The organism is Paenibacillus sp. P4_A9 (assembly GCF_056402415.1).
Genome location: NZ_JBFUHL010000004.1, coordinates 17192 through 37641, shown reverse-complemented (window position 1 = coordinate 37641; position 20450 = coordinate 17192). Strand labels below are relative to the sequence as shown.

Below are 20450 nucleotides of genomic sequence, written 5' to 3'. Positions count from 1 at the left end.
GTGGTTGAGTAACGGAACTAAGTTTACTGAGATATTGATCTACACAATAGTACGTTTTTAACTTTATTTTTAACTACGAGCACAGGCGCCACTATACTATACCTATACCTTCATAGTCAAAACCAATTTCACGCAGCTCGATTGCCGGCAAAAAATTGCGTGTGTCCAAGATATAAGAAGTTTTCATCGAATTGTATATTCGCTTCCAATCTAATCGTTGATAATCATTCCAATGCGTCAATAGAACGAGCGCGTCTGCACGATCAGCAGCATCTTCGGCATTGTTACAATAGTGAATGGGCAGATCTTCATGCATACTTTGAAACATTCTCATCCCCTTCGGATCATGGACTCTTATCCTTGTCCCAAACTGAAGAAGTTTGTTAATAATAATAATTGCTTGCGTTTGACGCACGTCATCCGTATCCGGCTTAAATGTTAACCCTATAATTCCGATTGTCCTACCGTTTAAGCTTTTTAATTTCCGTTGAATCTTTTGCACGCAAAATTGGTACATTTGATGGTTAGATTCGACTGCTGCTTTAACGACGGCGAGCTCCCGCCCGTATTTTTGGCTGGTCGCTAATAATTCCCCCGTATCTTTGGGAAAACAGCTACCGCTCCAACCACTTGAAACCTGCAGAAACTTCTCGCCGATTCGCGAGTCGAGCCCCATCCCTCTTGCAATATCTGAAATGTTTGAGCCGAGTGCTTCTGATAATCTTGCGATTTCATTAATATAGCTTATTTTAACGGCTAAAAACGCATTTGAAGCATATTTGATTAGTTCCGCACTTTTCCCATCGGTTTCAAAATAGACGGGTTTCTGTCGATTCTTGTCTATTTCAAATGGTAAGGAGCTCATAACGTCCTCATTATTATAAAGCCGCTCAACGAAAGGTCTATACAGCTCCCTCATGATCGTTCTTGCTCTTGAATTTATTGTACCAATCACAATGCGATCAGGAAAAAAAATGTCTTCTAGTGCAAAGCCTTCCCTCAAAAATTCAGGGTTACTAATGACAGCATATTGCTCCTCTGCTTTCAATCCTGACGCCTCTTCAATGATCATGGTAACGAGATCGGCAGTACCGACCGGAACCGTAGACTTGTTAACGATGACTGTGAATCGTTGTGTGTTCAAATTCTCTCCTATTGAACGGGCAGCAGCCTCCACAAAGCGCAAGTCTGAGGTACCATCACTAAGTGAAGGCGTACCAACACATATAAATACAACGTCCGCATCATTCACGTCATGATACGAACCGGATGCTTTCAACGATTTACCGACCTTTTGCTGTATAAGCGAATCAAGACCGGGTTCAAAAATGGGACTTCGACCTGCGTTTATACAATCTACCTTGTTCAAGTCAATATCGATAACGGTCGTATCATATCCTACGATCGCAAATGCGGCAGCCGTTACACTTCCGACATAGCCTGAACCTACGCATACCACATTCATGCTCCCCTCTCCCCTCCTTCTGACTCGTTCCACTGCGAATGGTATATCCCAATAGTCCTTAAAAGCCCTTCCTCTAAAGTGATTTGAGGCTCCCAATTGAGGAGACTTTTAGCTTTACTAATAGCCGGACAACGTAGCTTAGGATCATCCTTCGGGAGGTTATGAAACGTGATGCGGCTATTGGAATTTGCCAGCTTCTTTACAAGCTCCGCAACTTGTAACACAGTGTAATCTTGGGGATTACCAAGGTTAATGATTTCTCCTGTAGCCGAATCCTTTTCCATCATCACCATAAGTCCTTGTATCGTATCATCTACAAAGCAAAAAGACCTCGTTTGACTTCCATCCCCGTAGACGGTAATATCTTGCCCCCTTATGGCCTGGTTCACAAAATTTGAAATCACTCGTCCGTCGTCGTTACGTAGATTCGCCGAATAAGTATTAAAAATACGTGCAACTTTTACACGTACTTTAAATTGATGATAATACTCATAGCAGTATACTTCACCGAGTCTTTTGGCTTCATCATAACAGGCTCTGGGTCCCCATGTATTGACGTTACCCCGATATATTTCTTGCTGTGGGTGCATTTCTGGATCTCCATATGCTTCGCTTGTACTGGTATAAACCATTCTTGCTCCATTGGATCTAGTCAGTTCTAACATATTTTTAGTTCCAATTGTGTTGACTGCGATTGTTTCGAGAGCAGCAGATTGATAAAATTTAGGGGATGCTGGGGAGGCTAGATGATAGATTTCTTCAACCCCTACCAACTGTTTCATATTTAAAATAGCTTCTGAAACGATATCCATCTGGATAAACATAAAATTTGCACTTTTTTGTAACCCTGAAAGATTGCTGATTTTACCGGTAAGCAAATTATCGATTCCGATAACCTGGTTTCCGTCGGCTAGCAGCTTTTTGGTCAGACACGAACCAAGAAATCCAGCCGCACCCGTCACAATGACTTTTTTCAAAGGATCTACTCCCTTCGATCATTTTTTTCGGTGCTTTCAACAAATTTATGCAAGAATTGTTTGAACTTCTCTTTTACCTTGTCGTTTTTATAAGCTAACTCAACATTTGCCTGAAGAAAACCTAGCGTATCGCCAATATCATATATCTTTCCTTCGTACTCATAAGCCCATAACAATTGTTCCTGTGCTAGATGCTGCATGGCATCTGTTAATTGAATCTCTCCGCCTACTCCGATCTTCATTTCCTCTAAAAAATCAAATATCTGCGGTTCTAAAATATACCTTCCTATAATGGCTATATTAGAAGGAGGATTCTCTATGGGTTTTTCAATCAGATCAGTAACAAGAGTTAGCCGGTCGCTTACTTGGTTACCTTTGATAATTCCGTACTTGCTTGTTTCCAACCAATCTACCCTTTCGACACCGATTATCGATGATTGCTTCTCTTTATAAACATCGATTAACTGGTGTAAGCATGGCACTCGACTGTCAATAACCATATCCCCTAATAGGACCGCAAAGGGCTCATTACCAATAAACTTACGAGCTACCCAAATAGCATGACCGAGTCCGAGTGCCCGCTCCTGTCTGACATAATGAATATCAGCTAACGAGCCGATTTCCTTAACAAGCCTCAACAGATCTATTTTTTTCTGCTCTTTCAGCGTTAATTCAAGCTCATTATTGTTATCAAAATGATGTTGAATCGAACGTTTGCTGTCCCCGATTACAATGTAAATGTCCTGAATTCCTGATTGTACGGCTTCTTCCACGATATATTGAATCGTAGGCTTATTGACGATAGGCAGCATCTCTTTTGGTATGGCCTTAGTCGCTGGAAGAAATCGAGTACCCAGTCCAGCAGCAGGAATAATGGCTTTACGAATGATCTTGATTGAAACTCCCCMTTTCCCGATGCTCCGCTAATATAATCGTATGTAGGTGAATGAGGCCGTGCTATCAGCTAATGTACGCATGAAAATAGTTTAAATAGAATTGATGCAAATGCCGTGCCACGTCACAATGGATAAGCATATAAGTGAAATAGCCTTGGGGAAGAAGGGACGATGAACCGCGATGAGTATTGAAGTTAGCATTATTATGATTACGCATAATAAGTATCCGCAAAATTTATATTCGTTATATGCTTTGGAAAAGCAAACATTTGACCCTAAGAAAATGGAAGTAATCCTCGTGGATGATGCTTCAACAGATAAAACGCTGAGGCTGAGAAACTATCATCCCCCATATGATTTTCGAATTATTCGCAATGAACAGAATGTAGGGCGATCAAAAGCCAAGAATATCGGAGTTGAAGCTGCTATCGGGGAAGTCCTCATCATATTAGATGCAGAGATGATTCTGGACCCTACGTACGTAGAACAACATTATAATCTCCATAAAGCCGACCATAATTTAGTAGTAACCGGTTGCTCCAGACATTACAACACCTTCACAGTTTTAGATAAAAGATTTAACATGAAACAATTAAAGCTGTTCAAGCAAATGAATCGTAAAAAAAACTTCCGAAAACTGAGATTGAGGAACCTAAGAATGCTCAAGAAATACTCGAAACAAAGACTATTTAAGAAAAAGAGCATTCTTCTGCAAAAATATAAGAAATATGCGTACCCAGCTCCCTTCTTTAAAGCGATCATAGACCGCTTTGGCGTGCATTATGAAGGATTTCATTTGCCATATATTTTTGTAATTACCCATAATATTTCCGTCAGGCGAAGCACATTCTACAAAGTTGGACCGTTTGACGAAGGTTTTCAAGGTTGGGGATGCGAGGACTGGGAATTTGGCTATCGCTTATATAGGCATGGTGTAAAAATCATTGACAACCCGAATGTTAAGGTTTACCACCAAGAACACCCCCGTAATCTCGGGAACCAAGATAAAGACTGTTTGATCAATTATAAATATTTCTTTACTCGGCATCCTGAATTTGATGTAGGTGTACAATCATTATGCTGGATCGGTAAAAACATGTTTGAAGTCAATGAACTGGTAGTTGAATATAAAGCAATGATTCTTCAATATCCGCTACAATACCTCAATCTTGTTCAAGCATTTCAAATTTTGTTTGAGAATATTCTAACCTTGCTGATTCACGACATGCCCGTAAAAAATCTCATGAATGTATCGGAAACTATGCTTGATGAACACTGGAAAAATGCTTTTCTTACGGAATTGAATCTCCTGAGATCCTCGAAGGAATATACCAAGCTGCTCACACTCATGGAGTGGTTGATAAGTAAATAAGAGGAGGAGTCAAGATGTACATCTCTGTTGTTATGGCCGTATATAACGGTGAGAAGTATATTGAGGAAGCTATCCATAGTATATTAAATCAAACGTATTCACAATTTGAACTTATTATCGTTAACGATGGTTCTTTTGATCGAACGCGAGAGATACTAGACGCAATTCTAGATCATCGAGTTAAAATTATTCATGCTGAAACTAATCAAGGAGCAGCGGCTTCACTTAATTTGGGTATTGAGCATGCTTCAGGCGATTGGATCGCGATTCATGACGCGGATGATATCAGTGAACCAACTCGGTTAGAGGAACAGGCAAGTTATTTGCAGTCACACCCTGGCAGTATAGGTGTAGGTTCTTTGATATTAGGTCGAATAGGAAATGAGGTAGTAAGCAGCAATCCTGAAGTTGAGTATTATAATCTCATGCTGAAAAAGGAACAAATTTATAATTATCGGTTATTTATGTGCTATTTGTGCCATGGCTCTGTCATTTTCTCGAAGAAAGCTTTCTACGATGTTGGGCGATATAATCCAAAATATAAAATTTCTTATGATTATGATCTTTGGTTGCGATTGTTCGATATTTCACCCATTGAGAAAATACCAAAGGTCTTATATCACTATCGGCTACGTAAAGACTCCTTAGGAAAACAAAATACCAACAACACGATCGCAGAGTTAATGACGATTTCATCCCGCAGTATTTACAACAAGATTCTCCGTGAAAAGAAAAAACAGCCTGTCCTAACAATTGTTGGCTCAAGAAGAGGATGTTCATTCTTTAAAAACCATGTGGGTAAGGAGTTTAAAAAACTAAATTATGTCCGAGTAATTACGAAAAAAGACTTCAGAAAAATAAGTTTACTGAATAAAAAAGGCAAGCATCATGCGGCGGTGATATTAAACAACCGATTATCAAAAGCAGTATATACGTATCTCCTGCGCAGAGGTTTAGGCAGGAAAAAGAAACTATTTAAAATTTGGAATTATAGATTTTGAAATATTGCGCTCCCGAACCACCAAGCAAAGTGGTCCGGGATTTTTTTGATTCAAGTATTCCAACGATCTTTATTTTCAAGATAGATCTGTTCCATAATTTGAGGTGCGGGGATTTGAATATTCCAATTCGGATAATGATTCCGAAACTTTGTCATATCGGTAATATACCAAATGTGATCACCCATCCTAGGGTGGTCACTATAGCAAAAGTTTAATTTTTTCCCAGTAATTTGTTGGACTAACTCGATCGTTTCAAGAATGGAGATGTTTGAATCACGCCCACCGCCAAGATTGTAAACTTCCCCTCCTCGCCTCGGATTTTGAAAAAACGTATGAAAGGCAGCGACAACATCGCTCGAATGAATTATATCTCGGACTTGCTTCCCCTTGTATCCGAATATGGTATAAGAACTGTTCGTCATGGCACACTTTAACAGATAATTGATGAAACCATGCAGTTGCACCCCGGATTGCTTGGAACCACTTAATACCCCTCCGCGGAAACAGACAGTTTTTAACTGAAAATAACGGCCGTATTCCTGTACGATGATATCCGCTGCAAGTTTTGAASCTCCAAACAAAGAATGTAAACACTGGTCTACACTGAATGTTTCAGGTATTCCATTATAGAAGGGATGCTTGGAATCAAGCTCCCATCGACTTTCTTGCTCCAAATACGGTAGATCATTTGGACGGTCGCCATAAACTTTATTCGTCGAAGTAAAAACAAATACGGATTCCGGACAATACAAACGCATCATCTCAAGCAGATTAAGCGTCCCATTAGCATTAATATGAAAGTCTGTTAACGGCTCTCTGGCAGCCCAATCATGGGACGGTTGAGCAGCAGTATGAATGATGAGTTCAATATCTTGCTTATAACTCGAAAAGATTTTGCTAAGTGCATGGCTATCCCGAATGTCAATGTCATAATGAACATAGTTGGTTCCTAAGTTATTCTCAAGTCGCTTACGGTTCCATTTTGTTGTTCCCTCAGTGCCAAAAAAGTCTTGACGCATATCGTTGTCAATGCCAAGGACACGGTAGCCCAAGCTCGCATAAAATTCGGACGCTTCTGATCCAATCAGCCCTGCAGAACCTGTTATCAAAACAACTGACATGACAATACCTCCATTAATTGTTTTGGATCAATTGAAAGATCGTCGAATCCCCTCCAATAATGATGTGGATTTTCTCTATTTCCGACGATCATGCGGTATTTTAAATCCATTAATCTACTGATTTGCCAATAGTGCGGCTCCATAAAACTTGGTGTGAATAATTCAATCACTCTTGTTTTTGGCTGACAAAAAACGAGATTGGCGAGCCCAGCTCCGTGTGGAGCAACGATGACTTTTGCGGAATAAAACAATCTGATTTGCTTATCTAAAGGCAATGTTTCCAATTCGACGCATTTAAAACCATACTTTTCTAATAGACCGACTATTTCCACTTCATTAACAACTCTTCTATAAGATTTCCGTCTGATGTAAATCCGCTCATATCCGTCTTCAATTTGAAAGGCCATATGGGGTAAAAGTAAATTTCTTACATACTTGCAGGACCACGCATTAGGTAAATTAACATAAGATGGAATGATTAGCTTTCTTGCAGATAAATGAAAGCGGTCATGCGGTTGAATCAATTTTTCTGCTGTTATTCCACATGCAGCAAGTGTTTTAAGCTGAAATGGCAACGAACGGTGGTTAACGATGTATTTGTCTATTTTGGTACGACTCTTTTGTAGCAGATGAATGCGAGCTATTGCTTCTAATAACCAATGATAGTAATTATTGGAAGCTGGATGATTGAGCAGAGCCACTGTTTTATCGGTTTTGATAATTGGTGGCAGCTTACTTTCCTGAAAAACGGAATGTTCTGGTGGTAGTTTCGCCCATTCAACCGAAACGTCCCATAATAGTTTATTATCTGGTGAAATTACAGCCCGTTCCCCCAACACGCGTCCGTTTGGTATGATTGCAACAAATGCCCTGTTGCTGAATCTGGGTTTATCGACGAGCAATTGCAATTCTTCCTCTCTCTCAACCTTGGGGATAGGAATTCCCGGATAAATCTTGTATAACAATTTTTCATTCTGCGTCTGTTTGATCCAATCTAGTGTTGATTCATAAAAGTCTGAAGGAGGCATCAATTCATTTGAATCTACCATGATTATTTGCAACTCCTTTAGTGGTCAACAACTCTTTCCTACATATTATGAATACGGCGTATCAAGGACACGGCTATGGCATAAGAACAGCCTCGTCAGGCTACGCTCGATTTTATTGCCAATAGTATATATGATTATAAGATCCTTTTTAATAAATCTACTACCTATAACGGACGTTTTTCAAAGAATATAGAAACAACAAACCATTTGACCTACTTCAAACAGTCAAGTGGTTTGTTCATATTGTAAGAAGTTTTTCAATTCCATTATCCAGTATAATTTTAGGTTTCCAACCTAATTTTCCAAGCTTTTCGATACAAAGTACATTCCATCTCAAATCTCCATCTTTCGCGGGCACATATTGGGGTGAGGTTGAACTGTGATTAGCCCCCAATATGATTTTTATGAGATCATTTAATGAAGTTCCACGCTGTGTTCCAACATTAAATACAGCATTCGATATTCTATCCAGCTGTAGAAACAGCATATTGGCTTCAACCACATCGTCTACATGAATGTAATCACGCACCTGCTCCCCATCTCCGAATACAACAGGCCTCTCCCCTCTACTCATATGGTCAAGGATAATCGAGATAATACCTGACTCACCAAGTGGATTTTGACGGGGACCATAGACGTTGGAGTATCGTAAAGTGGTCCATTGATATCCATAAATGTCAGAGTACATACGAACATATTGTTCGGCTGTGAATTTATTGATTCCGTAGGGTGATATTGGCTTGCAGTAACAAGACTCTGAAATGGCCTTCCTAGGCGTATTCCCATATATTGCCCCTCCGGAAGAAGCAAAAATGATCTTCTTCACTTTTGCGCTTCCGGCTGCGCGAAGTAACCGAACAGTATTCGTTACATTCGTTTCGATGTCAATACAGGGTTGTTTTATAGACAATCTAACATTTGCTTGCGCTGCATGGTGATTAATAAGATCAGGCTTCCTATCGCACAAGATTTCTTCTAGCTGAGGATCAGAGAGGCTTATCATTACATATTCAGCATTAGGATTTCTGTAATCTTTGCTCCCTGTGGATAGATCATCCAAAACTATGACTTCATGGCCCATATCGACATATCGATCAACTAGATGTGAACCAATAAAACCTGCTCCTCCTGTAACTAAAATTCTCATATTCCGCCCTCATTCACACGATATTTATAATTCTGCATATTGAACTAACTCTAGTAAACGACCTATATTCACGGTAAAATCTGATGATGTAAGACTGGATTGCTCAACTTCGTTAACTAAATAATAATAATCCAAATGAACATGATTGCTAATCATCCAGTAGTAAGAGGGCATGTATTTGGGAGAAAAGAGCTCGATTACCTTCGTCCCTGGTTTGCAAAATACCAAGTTGGCAAGGCCCGCACCATGTGGAGCAATGATAACTTTTGCATTAGAAAATAATTTCACTTGCTCAGCTACCTTCATAGACTCCAACGTAACTTTTTTAAATCCGAATACATCTAATTGTTTGATGATTTCTTCCTCATTTATTACTTTGCGGTATGTTGCATTCTCTCGACTAATGTAGATATATTCATTTTTCTCCGAATGATCGGTATCGTTTGTAAGCAGAAATTCTCTTCTAAGAAAATCACATGCCCATTTGGGAATGACGCGTGGTCTTACATAGGCGTCAGGTTTTATAATATAACGGCATATTAACGAAGGCACTACGAGTTTTCTGGCTTGCAAGTCAACCCGGCTATCGATTAATTTCTTGTTGGATATCCCAAGAACAGCAAGTGTTTCGTCTTGAAACGGAAGAGTCTTTTTACGATTCATGACATATTTATCAATCTCACTACCGCTTTGGCGAAGCAATTCAATTCGTGGCAACACGTCAAACATCCAATGGAAATAGTTGTTAGAGGAACAAAAGCTAAGCACAGCGACAGTTTCAGGGATATATTTATAAGGGCGAGCTTTCCATGTTCGGTACGCTTCCCGTTTTTTTATTGGTTTAAGATGCTCTCCAGAGAATGCAAAAGAAACGTCTTGCAGCAGTTTATATTTTGCTGTGAGAACAAAATCTTTCTGCCTACATACACGACCATTATTCAGTACGACAACAAATGAGGCCGGCGACCTCACCGTACGGGACCGAAAGTTTTCGTGAATGTCAGGAACTAATCGTTTTGCTTCCGAATAATGATTGGTTTCATTGCGATAATATGTTGTATTTTTTTCTCCTACTCGCTGTAACTTTGAATTCCTGGCAGTAAGATACTTCCACGTTGTACGAATAAACCAATTTGGATTACTCCTCGTGATTTTTATTTTGCGTATGCTCACCACCCCATTTATACGCTTCAAGTTGCTAAGATTATATTCAAACCGTACTCAGATTGTTACAGGGATTGGAATCCTGCCGTTACGGCAATACGAGATCCCCTGCGAAACAAAAAGAGTGCCAGCAGTAGCGGTATCATTCAGAGAAGCATTTAGCGGCGTAACACCCTCTGGACTAGGCAGCCAACCGAGCCATGAGCTCGCACAACGGAACAAAGCAGCTTTAATGAGTGTACTTGGGACTTATGCCATCACGAACGAGCGATTGGATGAGGTGTCTAACTTCTATTGTTACAACGGGCTGAAAACAGCAACTTGGCAATAGACCTCAGCTACTGCAACTGCCATCGTTACCGATGGTGTCGTGACCGGCGTTACGATCAACAACCCAGGGGCTGGCTATTCGTCCACACCTACGGTTACGATCACAGGACCTACTGGCACCGTAACGGCCAAAGCCGTGGTGACTTATACGCAAGATTTTAAGACGAATGGAAGTATCACCTCGATTGCCCTCAATTAAATACGATGGAGCTTGTCACAGTTATTCTGCGGCGAGCTCCTTTTTTATGTTGAAATTTACCACAATTGGCACCATTCACTCTCTTAGCCGCCTTGTTTCCGCACGAAGATTGGTAGTATGATAGGGGGATACTTAAATTAACCAGAGGTAAATTAAACGATGAAGATTAGAGATTGGGACATTAATTTAAAAATCCGCCTCGGCGGAGAAACCGCTTTTAACATTATTTTTTGGGCTTTCTTTCCGTTTTTATCAATCTATTTTGCCAATTCATTCGGTAAAGGCTGGACGGGCATTCTTCTGATCTTGTCGCAGGCGCTATCTGTCTTCGGCAATTTGCTAGGCGGCTACAGCGCGGATCGATTCGGGCGAAAACGGATGATGGTGATCGCCGCTTTGGGACAAGCTTTCGGCTACGGGATCTTTGCCTTGGCCGCTTCTCCGTGGATCGCCATGCCTATGATCAGCTTCATCGGCTTCAGTATTGCGAGCTTTTTCGGCTCCTTGTACTGGCCTGCCAGTCAAGCGATGGTGGCGGATGTCGTGGATGAAAAGCATCGCGCCAGTGTGTTTGCCATCTTCTATACAACTGCTAATATGGCTGTCGTAGTAGGACCTTTACTCGGTTCCCTCCTCTATAAGGACAATCCGTATCTCGTGCTGGCCGCGGCTTCCGTGATTTGCGTCTTACTTGCACTTATGATGTCACAGCGTTTACACGAAACACTGCCCAAGCAGCTAGCCGATCGCCATCGCTCACAAGCTGACGCGCCTTGGTACCACGCCATCGCTGTGCAGCTTCGCGACTACAAAATCATTGCAACGGACCGTGTATTTCTGTTGTTCGTCATAGCTGGTGTGCTGCTTTCTCAGACTTTCATGCAGTTGGACTTACTTTTTCCCGTATTCTTGGAAGAAACTATGCCGTTGACGACCATTTTCTCTTACAACGACTGGGATCTCCAGCTAACGGGTAAGCAGCTATTCGGCTTGATCGTCTCTGAAAATGGCCTTTTCGTAGCTCTGTTTACCGTCATCGTGACCAAATGGATGCTCGCGTACCGCGATCGCTATGTGTTCATCGGCGGGGCACTTTTCTACGCGCTGGGCATGGTGATGTTCTGCCAGATGTCTACCTTCTGGGGCTTAACCATCGCGATCGCCGTCTTCACGCTTGCCGAGCTCATGTCCGCAGGACCGCAGCAGGCATTCGTTTCCAGATTGGCGCCAGGCCATATCCGCGGTCAATATTTCGCAGCCTCCAGCTTGCGTTATACGCTTGGGCGCACCATCGCACCGCTATCTATCCCAATCAGCAGTTGGATCGGCTTTACTTGGACGTTCATCTTGTTGGCGGCATTAGCTGTCCTGTCAGCTGCCATCTACAACATGATGTTTAATCAGTATGATAAGCAAACTGCTGCGCAGTAGGCGAAGTTGAAAATGAAAAAGCACCCGCAAGGGTGCTTTTTTTGATGTTAAATATGGTTGCTGGGCGTTCCATCTTCTCTTCCCTACTTTTTCTCACAAGCAACGCCATCGCTGTCGCCATCCAGCTTCGAGCTGTAGCCAGGCTCGCCTTTTTTGATGTTATACGCACCAGCCGCATTGGCCTCCTTGCAGGAGTTGTAGCTGACGGACGATTTTGGCTGCGACGTAGCGTTTGCTTTAGGTGTAGCCGATGGTGCTGCTCCCCTTCACCACACCCTCATGAAACCCATCCTCCTGCGCATAGTTCTCTACGCTCCAAATGTTCACTGCTTTTTGCTGGGCTGTCTTCTGAATCGCTCGAAATTGATCTACATATTTCACATTCGGCGGATAAATATACGCCACGCGAGCGTAGCCATTTTCGAGCAGCAGCTCGTTGAACATCTTATCCCCGATGTATAGGTAGCACAGTAATCTGCCATATTTATCCCGCTCCGATACATCCAATTCAAGCTGGACGTCCTTGCCCGTTAGCATCGTTTTCGCATAGTTGGACGCGTCCAATGCAAAAGGCTGAACTGGTTTCTCGGGATCCACGCTTTCTGGCGTATCTACAAGGAGTAAGCGAATCGTCTCTTCTTTGGCTTTGCCACCCTCGGTAAATGACACTTTCATCGTGTCGCCGTCGACCACCCGGACTACTTTGGCTTCGATACGATTAGTAGGCGCAGGCTTGACTGACTCCTTAGCGGTTGCCTTGGCTGTCGCCTTGGCAGACGCGGCCGCGGAAGGTGATACGCTCACCGTAGCCGCAGGTGTTGCTCTTTCCGTATCCACTTGTGACGACGAACAAGCAGACGCAACCATCATAAGCAGCACGAAGATGCCTGCGCGGATGATTTGTTTTTTACTACTTAAACCAAGGATTGCGTTTACCATTTAGTTGTACCTCCATATGATGACTGTTCTATAGGTATACGTGCGAGTTAGTCTCTTATTTATATTCTGCCAGAACGCATGGTTTAAGCAGTTAGTATCAAAGGTTTTGAAGCGATCTCCGTTGTCCGTCTCTAAAAAATGGATTTTATCTAGTAAGTCTAACATGGATTTCAGGTCGAGTGAAGGCATTCCAGCTAACATGCGTGAGCTAATGACAGCTGACATGCGTGTGGAATGGCAGGCTTATTGCTTGGAATAGATGATTGAAAAAATCACCCCCGTGGGTGATTTTTTCTTTTAAAGATCTAGCTCATAATGGGTATCTTTAAATTTTCGAAAAGGCTTACTCCCATTAAGCGCATCAAATAACAGCTCCTCAGGGTCCTGATTCTGTTCGCTGGGTAAACTTCGTCATCACATTAAAGGCCTCATTTGAATCTATTTTGGGGATGTCGATATAACGTTCGTCGTTCTCCTCATCATCCCAATCGATACTCGGTTCCCCAGTGAATGCCTGTATTCCAGCGTCTATGCCGCGCGGCAAGCTGAATTGACACACCGAAGCTGGATTTTCCAGCTTCAATGCCGCGAGACTAGCTGAACTGACACACCGAAGCTGGATTTTCCAGCTTCAATGGGCGCGTCCAGCTGATCTGACAAAAAGCACCCATCAGGGTGCTTTCGCTTTCATTACGTCACTAAGGCGTGCCGCCTCGATAAGACAGCGCCAGATCCAGCACATGGCCCGCTTCATCATACGAGCCAATATCCGTCTTCCGATTCCCATCAAAATCAGCGACAACACCCAGTCTTTCTTTCCCTTGTGCCCAAGGACCTAATTCATTATCCAGTGGCTGGAAGCGATTCTCACCCTCGTTCTGGAACACTCGCCACATACCGGTCTCAGCGGTGTAGGCAATCAGATCGCTTCGCCCGTCACCATTCGCATCGCCAACCAGCAACTGGTCTCTTTTTCCAAAGGAAACTCCTCTTGCCGCTTGGGGCGCAGCGAATCCCCCGTTCCCTTGGTGATACAGAATGGACACCTGCTTCTCCTTATGTGAGACACACAGGATATCATCGACAGCCGGGTCCTTGAATTTAGCTGCGAAAATTTCAGTATCCTCAGGCAGCGAGAAGTCCGACTCTGTAAATGATATTTGCTGATTACTCAGACGGACTTGCACGAGGCCTTTTTCCCCTTTGGCGATTAAGCCTATACCATCGGTAAATTGCAGTGATCGCATGGAGCTAAGACCTGCCGGCAAAGTGCCGATTGTTTTCAATGGCAGGAACTGTCGCTTATCCGCTAAGGCCACACGTACAGAGCCCGTATCGGCGTTATAAGCTACCAGATCTTGCTTGCTATCGCTATTAACATCGACGAGCAAGAGCTGATCTTCAGACGCAAACGTCTCTCTTAACCATACCTGTGAAGCTTCTTGCTGGCGATTCCTCGGAGGATCGTAGCTCCCGGGAATAACCAGAATACGATGCATTTGGCGCACGACCACATCCGCATGCCCGCGACCCGTAACATCGCCTAGCAACACATTTTGCAGCTTCGTTCTAGATGGTAGCATCACTCGATGCGCAGGGGTGAAAGGCACCATATCGTACAGCGACATCCAGCGATAGTCTAGCTTCTTGAAGCCAGTAATTAATTTATGGAGAAAGGAAACGGTGTCTCCTTCTTTATATTGATAGACAGGGAGGCCGTCCTTCTCTTCAGGTTTGCCATCTGCGTCTACGACAGGCTCCAGATGCTTAAATTCCAAGAACGGATGAAAGTAAAAGGAGGCTAGCCCATCGTCCGTCGCGGCCTTCTCTAACATCTCATCAACCGATTTAGCATCGCTTACATAGCGATATGGCGCTGGAATATAGACAGAGCCCAAACTATCTTGACCGAACGTATTGATCGTATCATACGTACTAAGATCGTCACGAGCGTTTTTGGCATAGAGATCCGGTTGATACATCAGTCCGACGAAGGAACGGAACACGGCCTCTTGCTCAAGGGTATCTTTATAGTGAGGAGACTCCCAGAATGCCGGATGCAAGTCTGCTCTAGCAAAGGCAGCTAAACTCTCTTTCATTCGTTCTGCCGCATAGGAGATTTCCTGCGTTTCGGGTGCATCTTTAATATTAAACTCAGAGCCCGTTCCTGAATTCTGCTCGCCATCTGAACGATACGTCTCTCCATACTGGTGGCGATATCCATGCATCCCCAATACACCGCCTTGATGCTCTGCCTGTTGGAGAAGTTTAATAAATGCGCTTACAATTTCGTCCGGATTAGGGTCGTCAATCCCCTTTTCCTTCCAGACACCGTCGTCTTGCAGGCTCATCCTTCTTGGAATCACAGCGACATGAAAGGGCACATGTTCAGACGCAACATAGTTTATCACGGCTCGCAATTTCCCGAGACCTTCGAGTGTATTGTAATCGCCGCCTAGCCCGACATCTTCCAATCGGATCATAACATGGCGTTTACCTTCATTAGGAGAGGTGCTCGTCTTTGTTTCCGTTGGGATATAAGCCGCCAGCGCAACGACTGCGATGATGCCCCCAACGATACCTATTCCTATTTTCTTCCATAATTTACGTTTCACGCTTAACTGCTCCCCCAATATGTAAAACGTAGATTATCCCTATGATTTCGACATTTTCTCTTAAATTATATATGAATCTATGTCTTCTTACTATAAGAGTTTGAACTTAGGTTAAAAAGAAATAGACTAGGCACAGCAGGAATGGAAGCGTTGCCAATAAATTCTTCTCTTGATGAGACTCCTGTGCAGAAACCTACTCGTTAAATACGCAAAAAAGCACCCAAAGAGGTGCTTTTGTAAATTCGTTCTTCACACTGTGATAATATTCCAATAACATGTGCATCCTATAATAGAGATATCTTATTGTGACGGAGGCATCCTACTATGACAGCAAAAATAGGTTTCGTATTTTTCTGTATATTGTCCCTATCGGTTTTAGGTGTTGCTGCAAAAGAGAGTCAGCCAGAGAAGCATTCGGAGACACGTACGGATAACTACATCGTTCGTCCGTACTCGCCTGCCCTCTATGACTCCACGGAACAATTTGAATATGAATTTGAGTGGCAAAATGGGAAGATCCTCGCGAATCCATAGTAGAGCCTTGGCTGTCATATACACTAGCTAATAAAGAGAACCAAAATCCCCCCAACTCTCGCGGTCGGGGGGGTATTTTGCTTCTCACATCAATTGAACTTGATTTTATCCAGTTCATCCATGAATGCAGATCTATTCGGATATTTCAGCCGGAAATGCTGCGTTAACTCCATCGCACGATTTCCGCCATTCGCTTTGATCAATTTACGAATGATTTGACATACTTTCTGATATTGATTTCGTTTCGATGCGTTGGCTGCTTCTTCCGTGATATATGTCACAAACAGCCGATGAACTTCCTCTGCATACTCACCCATTAAATACGGGTAATATTCCACAATACAATTGATATTTCTTTGGACATAATTCAGCAGTCTCTGGTTCTCCTTCTCTTCTATAAGCAAGCGCCTATATAGAGAATCTGTATGCCAACTCCGACTAAGTTCAAGATCGTTCAAAATCCTCTCGCTTACAACTGGCCATTCATCCTTGCTATATAACTCTTTTAAGATCAAATAAAAGGAATATTCACCTTCGGATACAAATTCCTCTGCAAGCTCTATTTGTTTCTCCACTTGATGCGTACATGCGTAGATTTCGTAGCGACATTTTTTCCACTTATCAACCAACCCCGGATAACCTTTACTTGCATCCTTACGTTCGCCTTCATCAACTAACTGTAACGCTTTATCAAATTGTTGTTGTCTCATGGCATCATCAATTGCCATTTTGCGGAAATCGGAAAAATCGAGATGATCTTGTAAAAAAGCCGCTGCCGCTGCCGCATTATCAAACTTCTCAATCACCTGATACCGGAGTAATGCTGCTTGTTCAGCATCAAATGAGCTATAGGAGGAACTGTTTGTTTCCATATTCACTAATTTAGCAAGTTGCTGTTCCCACTGTGCCCTTTCCTTCTCATTCGCGATCAGCAATATAGCGCTTTCCATGAGTGATAATTGCCACTCACTCCATCCTTCGAGGTTGGAATGAAGTGACTCTTTTAAAAGTAACTGAAAAAGGTCCCGCCTATCCTTACTTGACATACTTTCGAGATCACTGGTTACAGCATCAACGAATCCCAGACACTGCTGAATGATTCCACCTACAATGCCATCCGAATCATCACACAACTGAAGCAAATCACCCATCTCGTGCAAGATGCAAAAGTTTATTTTGGCAGCGGCCAGATGTTGCCCACTTTCGAATACTTCTTCGGCCTTTGCCATAACCATCTCTGCTCCAACTACGGCCTTCGACACATCACGATACGCTACAAAACCATATCGGTCAGAGTTTTGCTTTACATATAATCGAATCATTTTTTTATAGGAGGTTAGTTCATTAGCCATGCTTACCTTGCGTATAGGCTTGGATTTAGAAGAATCTATGCTATTATTGATTTCTCTCACCTTCCTATGGTTCTATTTTCATGACTATGTCACATTATTATAACTACTTACATAATTCTATCTACTATAATTATAATATATAAATGTAATTCATTTTCCAACTACAACATGTATTGTTTCCTAATCCCAATATCGAGGTGATCCTTATGCAAGTAGAGATTTGGTCAGACTTTGCCTGTCCATTCTGTTTTATCGGCAAACGCCGCTTCGAGCAAGCCCTAGCGGGCTTTGCACACCGTGATCACGTTGAAGTTGTTTACCGCAGCTTCGAGCTAGACCGTCATGCTCCCAAAAGTGTCCCGCACGACGTCTACGATATGCTGTCTTCCAAGTACGGCATGAGCCGTCAAGAAGCTATCGCCATGAATGAGAAGATGCGTCAGCAAGCCGTTAGTGAAGGTATCGACTTTCAATTTAGCGGAATCGTGCTGACGAACACGTTCGATGCTCATCGTCTACGGCTATTTGCCGAGAATCTGGGGAAAGGTGCCGCAATATCGGAGCTGTTGTTCCTCGCTTATTTCAGCGAATCCAAAAATATTAGCGATCACAACATCCTTGCAGACATCGCAGAAGTCGTAGGGCTTGATCGCGAAGATGCCTTGTCTGTGCTCGCAAGTGATCAGTTCGCCCAACTGGTGCGGGCTGAGGAAGAGAATGGCAGCCGTCTTGGTATCCGAGGCGTTCCGTACTATGTTATCAACGGTAAACATGCGTTGTCCGGGGCCCAGCCAAGCGGTGTTTACTTAAACGCTATGCAGCAGCTGTGGGATGCCGAGCAACCGCCACAAGTTGTAGAATCAGCAAGCGAAGAAGCTTGTTTAGATGGCACCTGTGTCGTCCCGAACAAACCATAAGTAGCTCCGAATAAATGCAAAAAAATAGACCTCCTTGACCGATTGCGCTCAAGTGAGGTCTATTTTCGTTTGCTAATTGAGGGGTGCAACCAAGCCCAGGATGAATTCTTATTTGTCTGCTTGACCGCCCGCCGTTTTCTGAATGAGTGATATTTGCCCAGAATGAATGCCCGTGTGATACATCAAGCGGCCTACGGCTTCAAGCGGCGTGGATGCTCCAATACGGGACTCCACACTCTTCTGCCACGCTTCCTCTGGAAGCTCACGCATCGCTTCGATGAGGTGTTCGTTCGACTCTGTCAGTAGATCAACCAATTCTTGCAAATTCGTGAAAGATGGCTTGTCTGCGTCAGATTTGCGATTCTCCGGTATACTTTTCCCGAAGAACCATTCTGCGAACATAAACTCCACTTCCGCGTTATGATGCAGCAAAGCGCTGATGGATGAGGAACCCAACTGCAAGCTCAAATCCTGCTCAGGCAATGCCTTTACCGTTTTGTGAAACCGTCCTTGAATCGCTTGCCAGATCGGCAGTACTGTATCAAAAGTCATACGAATCTGATCTCCTTTACTTTCCTAGATTTCGATATTACGAGGAGCAGCTCGTTAGTTATTGACCGCATCTTTCTTTTTATCAATAACGACATGAGTGAATTTATTCGCTTCCAGATCCAGATCGAATGCCATACCGAAGCCAACGACATAACGGCCTTGCAAAGGTGTCATCTCAAACAACGAGAAGTCTAGTCCGCGTAGTAAATCGACCATTTTAGCACCGTGATCGGCATTGAATAGTTCGAAAATATCCTCGTGTCCATCATTGCCAATGTTCTCTGAACTACAGCTCCAACGAACTCGCTCTGTTGCAAATTTATTGTTCGTCTCGGATTCGTCGGCAATAAGGAGCACATCGACAAATTCATTGTTTTCCATATATCGATAATGATCAGCGATTTGGCTAATATAAATATACAATTTGCCATCTTTTTTAACGAAAGGTGCGTAGCTGATAAATGGCTTGCCATCCTCGTCAATTAAGCTCAAGATCAAGTTTTTACGCTTGGCAATAAACTGCAAGTAATTTTCCTTGTTTTTCTCAACATCGACTGGTTTCTTCTGCATATTGATTCCTCCATTTGAATGGTTGCTTAGTTATGGCTTCTATTTCACGGTACTTAACAAATGAATACGAGGATTCTGCTCCGTCCTAGCATAGTTCACTTCCGCATCCATACGGTACACTTGTCTGATCATCTCTGTCGTCATCACTTCACGCGGTGTGCCGTTCATCGCCTTCTCACCGTCTTGTACAACAACAATACTATCACTATAACAGGATGCTTGGTTGAGATCATGTAAAACCATGACAATCGTCATCCCCATCGTCTGGTTCAGCTCACGAACGAGTTCAAGTACTTCATGCTGATGCGAAATATCCAGATACGTTGTCGGTTCGTCTAGCAGCAAAATTTGAGGACGCTGCGCTAGCGCCATCGCAATCCAGGCCCGCTGTGATTCACCACCGGACAAGGAAGCAACCGTTCGATCTTTATAAGAAATCAGCTTCGTCTTTTCCAAGGCCCACTCGACGATCGCCATGTCCTCTTGGTCTAATTTCTCGAACCATTTTTTGTGCGGATACCTGCCATACGAGACCAGATGGACCACTGTCATATCGCTGGGTGCTTGGTTTTTCTGACTGAGTATGCACATCTTGCGCGCAGCTTGTTTGGAACTCAAGGTATTTATATTCACGCCATCGAGCGTTACCGTTCCCGCATGATAGGGAATAAGCCGTGAAACTGCTTTGAGCAGAGTGGATTTGCCCGAACCATTCGGTCCGATAATCGACAATACCTCACCCTGCTTGACTGAGAAGGAAAAGTTATGAATGACGCTCTTCTGTTCATATCGGATCGAAATCCCATCGACTGTTAACAT

22 protein-coding genes are annotated in these 20450 nt (G+C 43.1%); 7 read left to right on the top strand and 15 right to left on the bottom strand.

Features of this window, described 5'->3' with window-relative positions:
• Nucleotides 1-91: 91 nt before the first annotated feature.
• The 3 genes from AC1DVJ_RS05540 to galU are packed head-to-tail and all read right to left on the bottom strand — an operon-like array spanning nt 92 to nt 3338.
• Nucleotides 92-1465, bottom strand: a complete 1374-nt coding sequence (locus AC1DVJ_RS05540) for a UDP-glucose dehydrogenase family protein (RefSeq protein ID WP_477589006.1) — start codon at nt 1463-1465, stop codon at nt 92-94.
• Nucleotides 1462-2442 (bottom strand): GDP-mannose 4,6-dehydratase, encoded by a 981-nt coding sequence (locus tag AC1DVJ_RS05535; protein WP_477589005.1) that lies wholly within the window; start codon nt 2440-2442, stop codon nt 1462-1464. The genes AC1DVJ_RS05540 and AC1DVJ_RS05535 overlap by 4 nt, the downstream gene beginning before the upstream one ends.
• Before the next feature lie 5 nt (nt 2443-2447).
• Nucleotides 2448-3338 carry a UTP--glucose-1-phosphate uridylyltransferase GalU gene (gene galU, locus AC1DVJ_RS05530; RefSeq protein WP_477589269.1) on the bottom strand — a complete coding sequence of 297 codons (891 nt, stop codon included), beginning with the start codon at nt 3336-3338 and terminating at the stop codon, nt 2448-2450.
• A gap of 181 nt (nt 3339-3519) precedes the next feature.
• Here galU and AC1DVJ_RS05525 point away from each other — a divergent pair, with 181 nt between their 5' ends.
• Together AC1DVJ_RS05525 and AC1DVJ_RS05520 are read left to right on the top strand one after the other, a co-directional pair.
• Nucleotides 3520-4710: a glycosyltransferase family 2 protein gene (locus AC1DVJ_RS05525; protein WP_477589003.1), complete on the top strand. Its 1191-nt coding sequence runs from the start codon at nt 3520-3522 to the stop codon at nt 4708-4710.
• 14 nt (nt 4711-4724) lie between these two features.
• The gene (locus tag AC1DVJ_RS05520; protein ID WP_477589001.1) at nt 4725-5711 is read left to right on the top strand and encodes a glycosyltransferase family 2 protein; all 987 of its coding nucleotides are present in this window, start codon (nt 4725-4727) and stop codon (nt 5709-5711) included.
• Between the two features lie 50 nt (nt 5712-5761).
• Here AC1DVJ_RS05520 and AC1DVJ_RS05515 read toward each other — a convergent pair whose 3' ends face one another.
• The 4 genes from AC1DVJ_RS05515 to AC1DVJ_RS05500 form a co-directional block, all read right to left on the bottom strand.
• On the bottom strand, nt 5762-6832 hold the full coding sequence (locus AC1DVJ_RS05515) for an NAD-dependent epimerase/dehydratase family protein (protein ID WP_477588999.1): 1071 nt from the start codon (nt 6830-6832) through the stop codon (nt 5762-5764).
• Complete coding sequence (locus AC1DVJ_RS05510; protein ID WP_477588997.1) at nt 6817-7881, bottom strand: glycosyltransferase family 61 protein; 1065 nt, start codon at nt 7879-7881, stop codon at nt 6817-6819. The genes AC1DVJ_RS05515 and AC1DVJ_RS05510 overlap by 16 nt, the downstream gene beginning before the upstream one ends.
• Before the next feature lie 238 nt (nt 7882-8119).
• The gene (locus tag AC1DVJ_RS05505; RefSeq protein WP_477588995.1) at nt 8120-9028 is read right to left on the bottom strand and encodes an NAD-dependent epimerase/dehydratase family protein; all 909 of its coding nucleotides are present in this window, start codon (nt 9026-9028) and stop codon (nt 8120-8122) included.
• A gap of 24 nt (nt 9029-9052) precedes the next feature.
• The gene (locus AC1DVJ_RS05500) at nt 9053-10222 is read right to left on the bottom strand and encodes a glycosyltransferase family 61 protein (RefSeq protein WP_477588994.1); all 1170 of its coding nucleotides are present in this window, start codon (nt 10220-10222) and stop codon (nt 9053-9055) included.
• A 94-nt stretch (nt 10223-10316) separates the two neighbouring features.
• On the opposite strand from AC1DVJ_RS05500, the gene AC1DVJ_RS05495 reads away from it, so the two are divergent.
• The 3 genes from AC1DVJ_RS05495 to AC1DVJ_RS05485 all read left to right on the top strand — a co-directional run bounded on the left by AC1DVJ_RS05495 (nt 10317) and on the right by AC1DVJ_RS05485 (nt 12152).
• Complete coding sequence (locus AC1DVJ_RS05495) at nt 10317-10523, top strand: hypothetical protein (RefSeq protein ID WP_477588992.1); 207 nt, start codon at nt 10317-10319, stop codon at nt 10521-10523.
• A 39-nt stretch (nt 10524-10562) separates the two neighbouring features.
• Nucleotides 10563-10721 carry a hypothetical protein gene (locus AC1DVJ_RS05490; RefSeq protein ID WP_477588990.1) on the top strand — a complete coding sequence of 53 codons (159 nt, stop codon included), beginning with the start codon at nt 10563-10565 and terminating at the stop codon, nt 10719-10721.
• A gap of 159 nt (nt 10722-10880) precedes the next feature.
• Nucleotides 10881-12152, top strand: coding sequence for an MDR family MFS transporter (locus AC1DVJ_RS05485; protein WP_477588988.1), 1272 nt, complete (start codon nt 10881-10883; stop codon nt 12150-12152).
• 83 nt (nt 12153-12235) lie between these two features.
• Here the strand turns inward: AC1DVJ_RS05485 and AC1DVJ_RS05480 are convergent, their stop codons facing one another.
• The 4 genes from AC1DVJ_RS05480 to AC1DVJ_RS05465 form a co-directional block, all read right to left on the bottom strand.
• A complete protein-coding gene (locus AC1DVJ_RS05480) occupies nt 12236-12310 on the bottom strand; it encodes an excalibur calcium-binding domain-containing protein (protein WP_477589267.1) in 75 nt (24 codons plus the stop codon).
• Between the two features lie 79 nt (nt 12311-12389).
• On the bottom strand, nt 12390-13091 hold the full coding sequence (locus AC1DVJ_RS05475) for a thermonuclease family protein (protein ID WP_477588987.1): 702 nt from the start codon (nt 13089-13091) through the stop codon (nt 12390-12392).
• A gap of 376 nt (nt 13092-13467) precedes the next feature.
• Nucleotides 13468-13674, bottom strand: coding sequence for a hypothetical protein (locus AC1DVJ_RS05470; protein ID WP_477588986.1), 207 nt, complete (start codon nt 13672-13674; stop codon nt 13468-13470).
• Nucleotides 13675-13789: 115 nt separating this feature from the next.
• Nucleotides 13790-15706 carry a DUF2334 domain-containing protein gene (locus tag AC1DVJ_RS05465; protein ID WP_477588985.1) on the bottom strand — a complete coding sequence of 639 codons (1917 nt, stop codon included), beginning with the start codon at nt 15704-15706 and terminating at the stop codon, nt 13790-13792.
• A gap of 324 nt (nt 15707-16030) precedes the next feature.
• Here AC1DVJ_RS05465 and AC1DVJ_RS05460 point away from each other — a divergent pair, with 324 nt between their 5' ends.
• Entirely contained in the window at nt 16031-16240 is a 210-nt protein-coding gene (locus tag AC1DVJ_RS05460) for a hypothetical protein (protein ID WP_477588984.1), read from the top strand.
• Between the two features lie 89 nt (nt 16241-16329).
• Here AC1DVJ_RS05460 and AC1DVJ_RS05455 read toward each other — a convergent pair whose 3' ends face one another.
• Nucleotides 16330-17592: an SWIM zinc finger family protein gene (locus AC1DVJ_RS05455; RefSeq protein ID WP_477588982.1), complete on the bottom strand. Its 1263-nt coding sequence runs from the start codon at nt 17590-17592 to the stop codon at nt 16330-16332.
• 206 nt (nt 17593-17798) lie between these two features.
• On the opposite strand from AC1DVJ_RS05455, the gene AC1DVJ_RS05450 reads away from it, so the two are divergent.
• Nucleotides 17799-18509: a DsbA family oxidoreductase gene (locus tag AC1DVJ_RS05450; RefSeq protein ID WP_477588980.1), complete on the top strand. Its 711-nt coding sequence runs from the start codon at nt 17799-17801 to the stop codon at nt 18507-18509.
• A 108-nt stretch (nt 18510-18617) separates the two neighbouring features.
• On the opposite strand, the gene AC1DVJ_RS05445 is transcribed toward AC1DVJ_RS05450, so the two are convergent.
• Genes AC1DVJ_RS05445 through AC1DVJ_RS05435 form a run of 3 tightly spaced genes read right to left on the bottom strand, consistent with a single transcriptional unit; the run spans nt 18618 to nt 20450 of the window.
• Nucleotides 18618-19061 (bottom strand): DinB family protein, encoded by a 444-nt coding sequence (locus AC1DVJ_RS05445; protein ID WP_477588979.1) that lies wholly within the window; start codon nt 19059-19061, stop codon nt 18618-18620.
• Between the two features lie 54 nt (nt 19062-19115).
• Nucleotides 19116-19631 (bottom strand): HugZ family pyridoxamine 5'-phosphate oxidase, encoded by a 516-nt coding sequence (locus AC1DVJ_RS05440; protein WP_477588978.1) that lies wholly within the window; start codon nt 19629-19631, stop codon nt 19116-19118.
• 39 nt (nt 19632-19670) lie between these two features.
• Nucleotides 19671-20450 (bottom strand): ABC transporter ATP-binding protein, encoded by a 780-nt coding sequence (locus AC1DVJ_RS05435; protein ID WP_477588976.1) that lies wholly within the window; start codon nt 20448-20450, stop codon nt 19671-19673.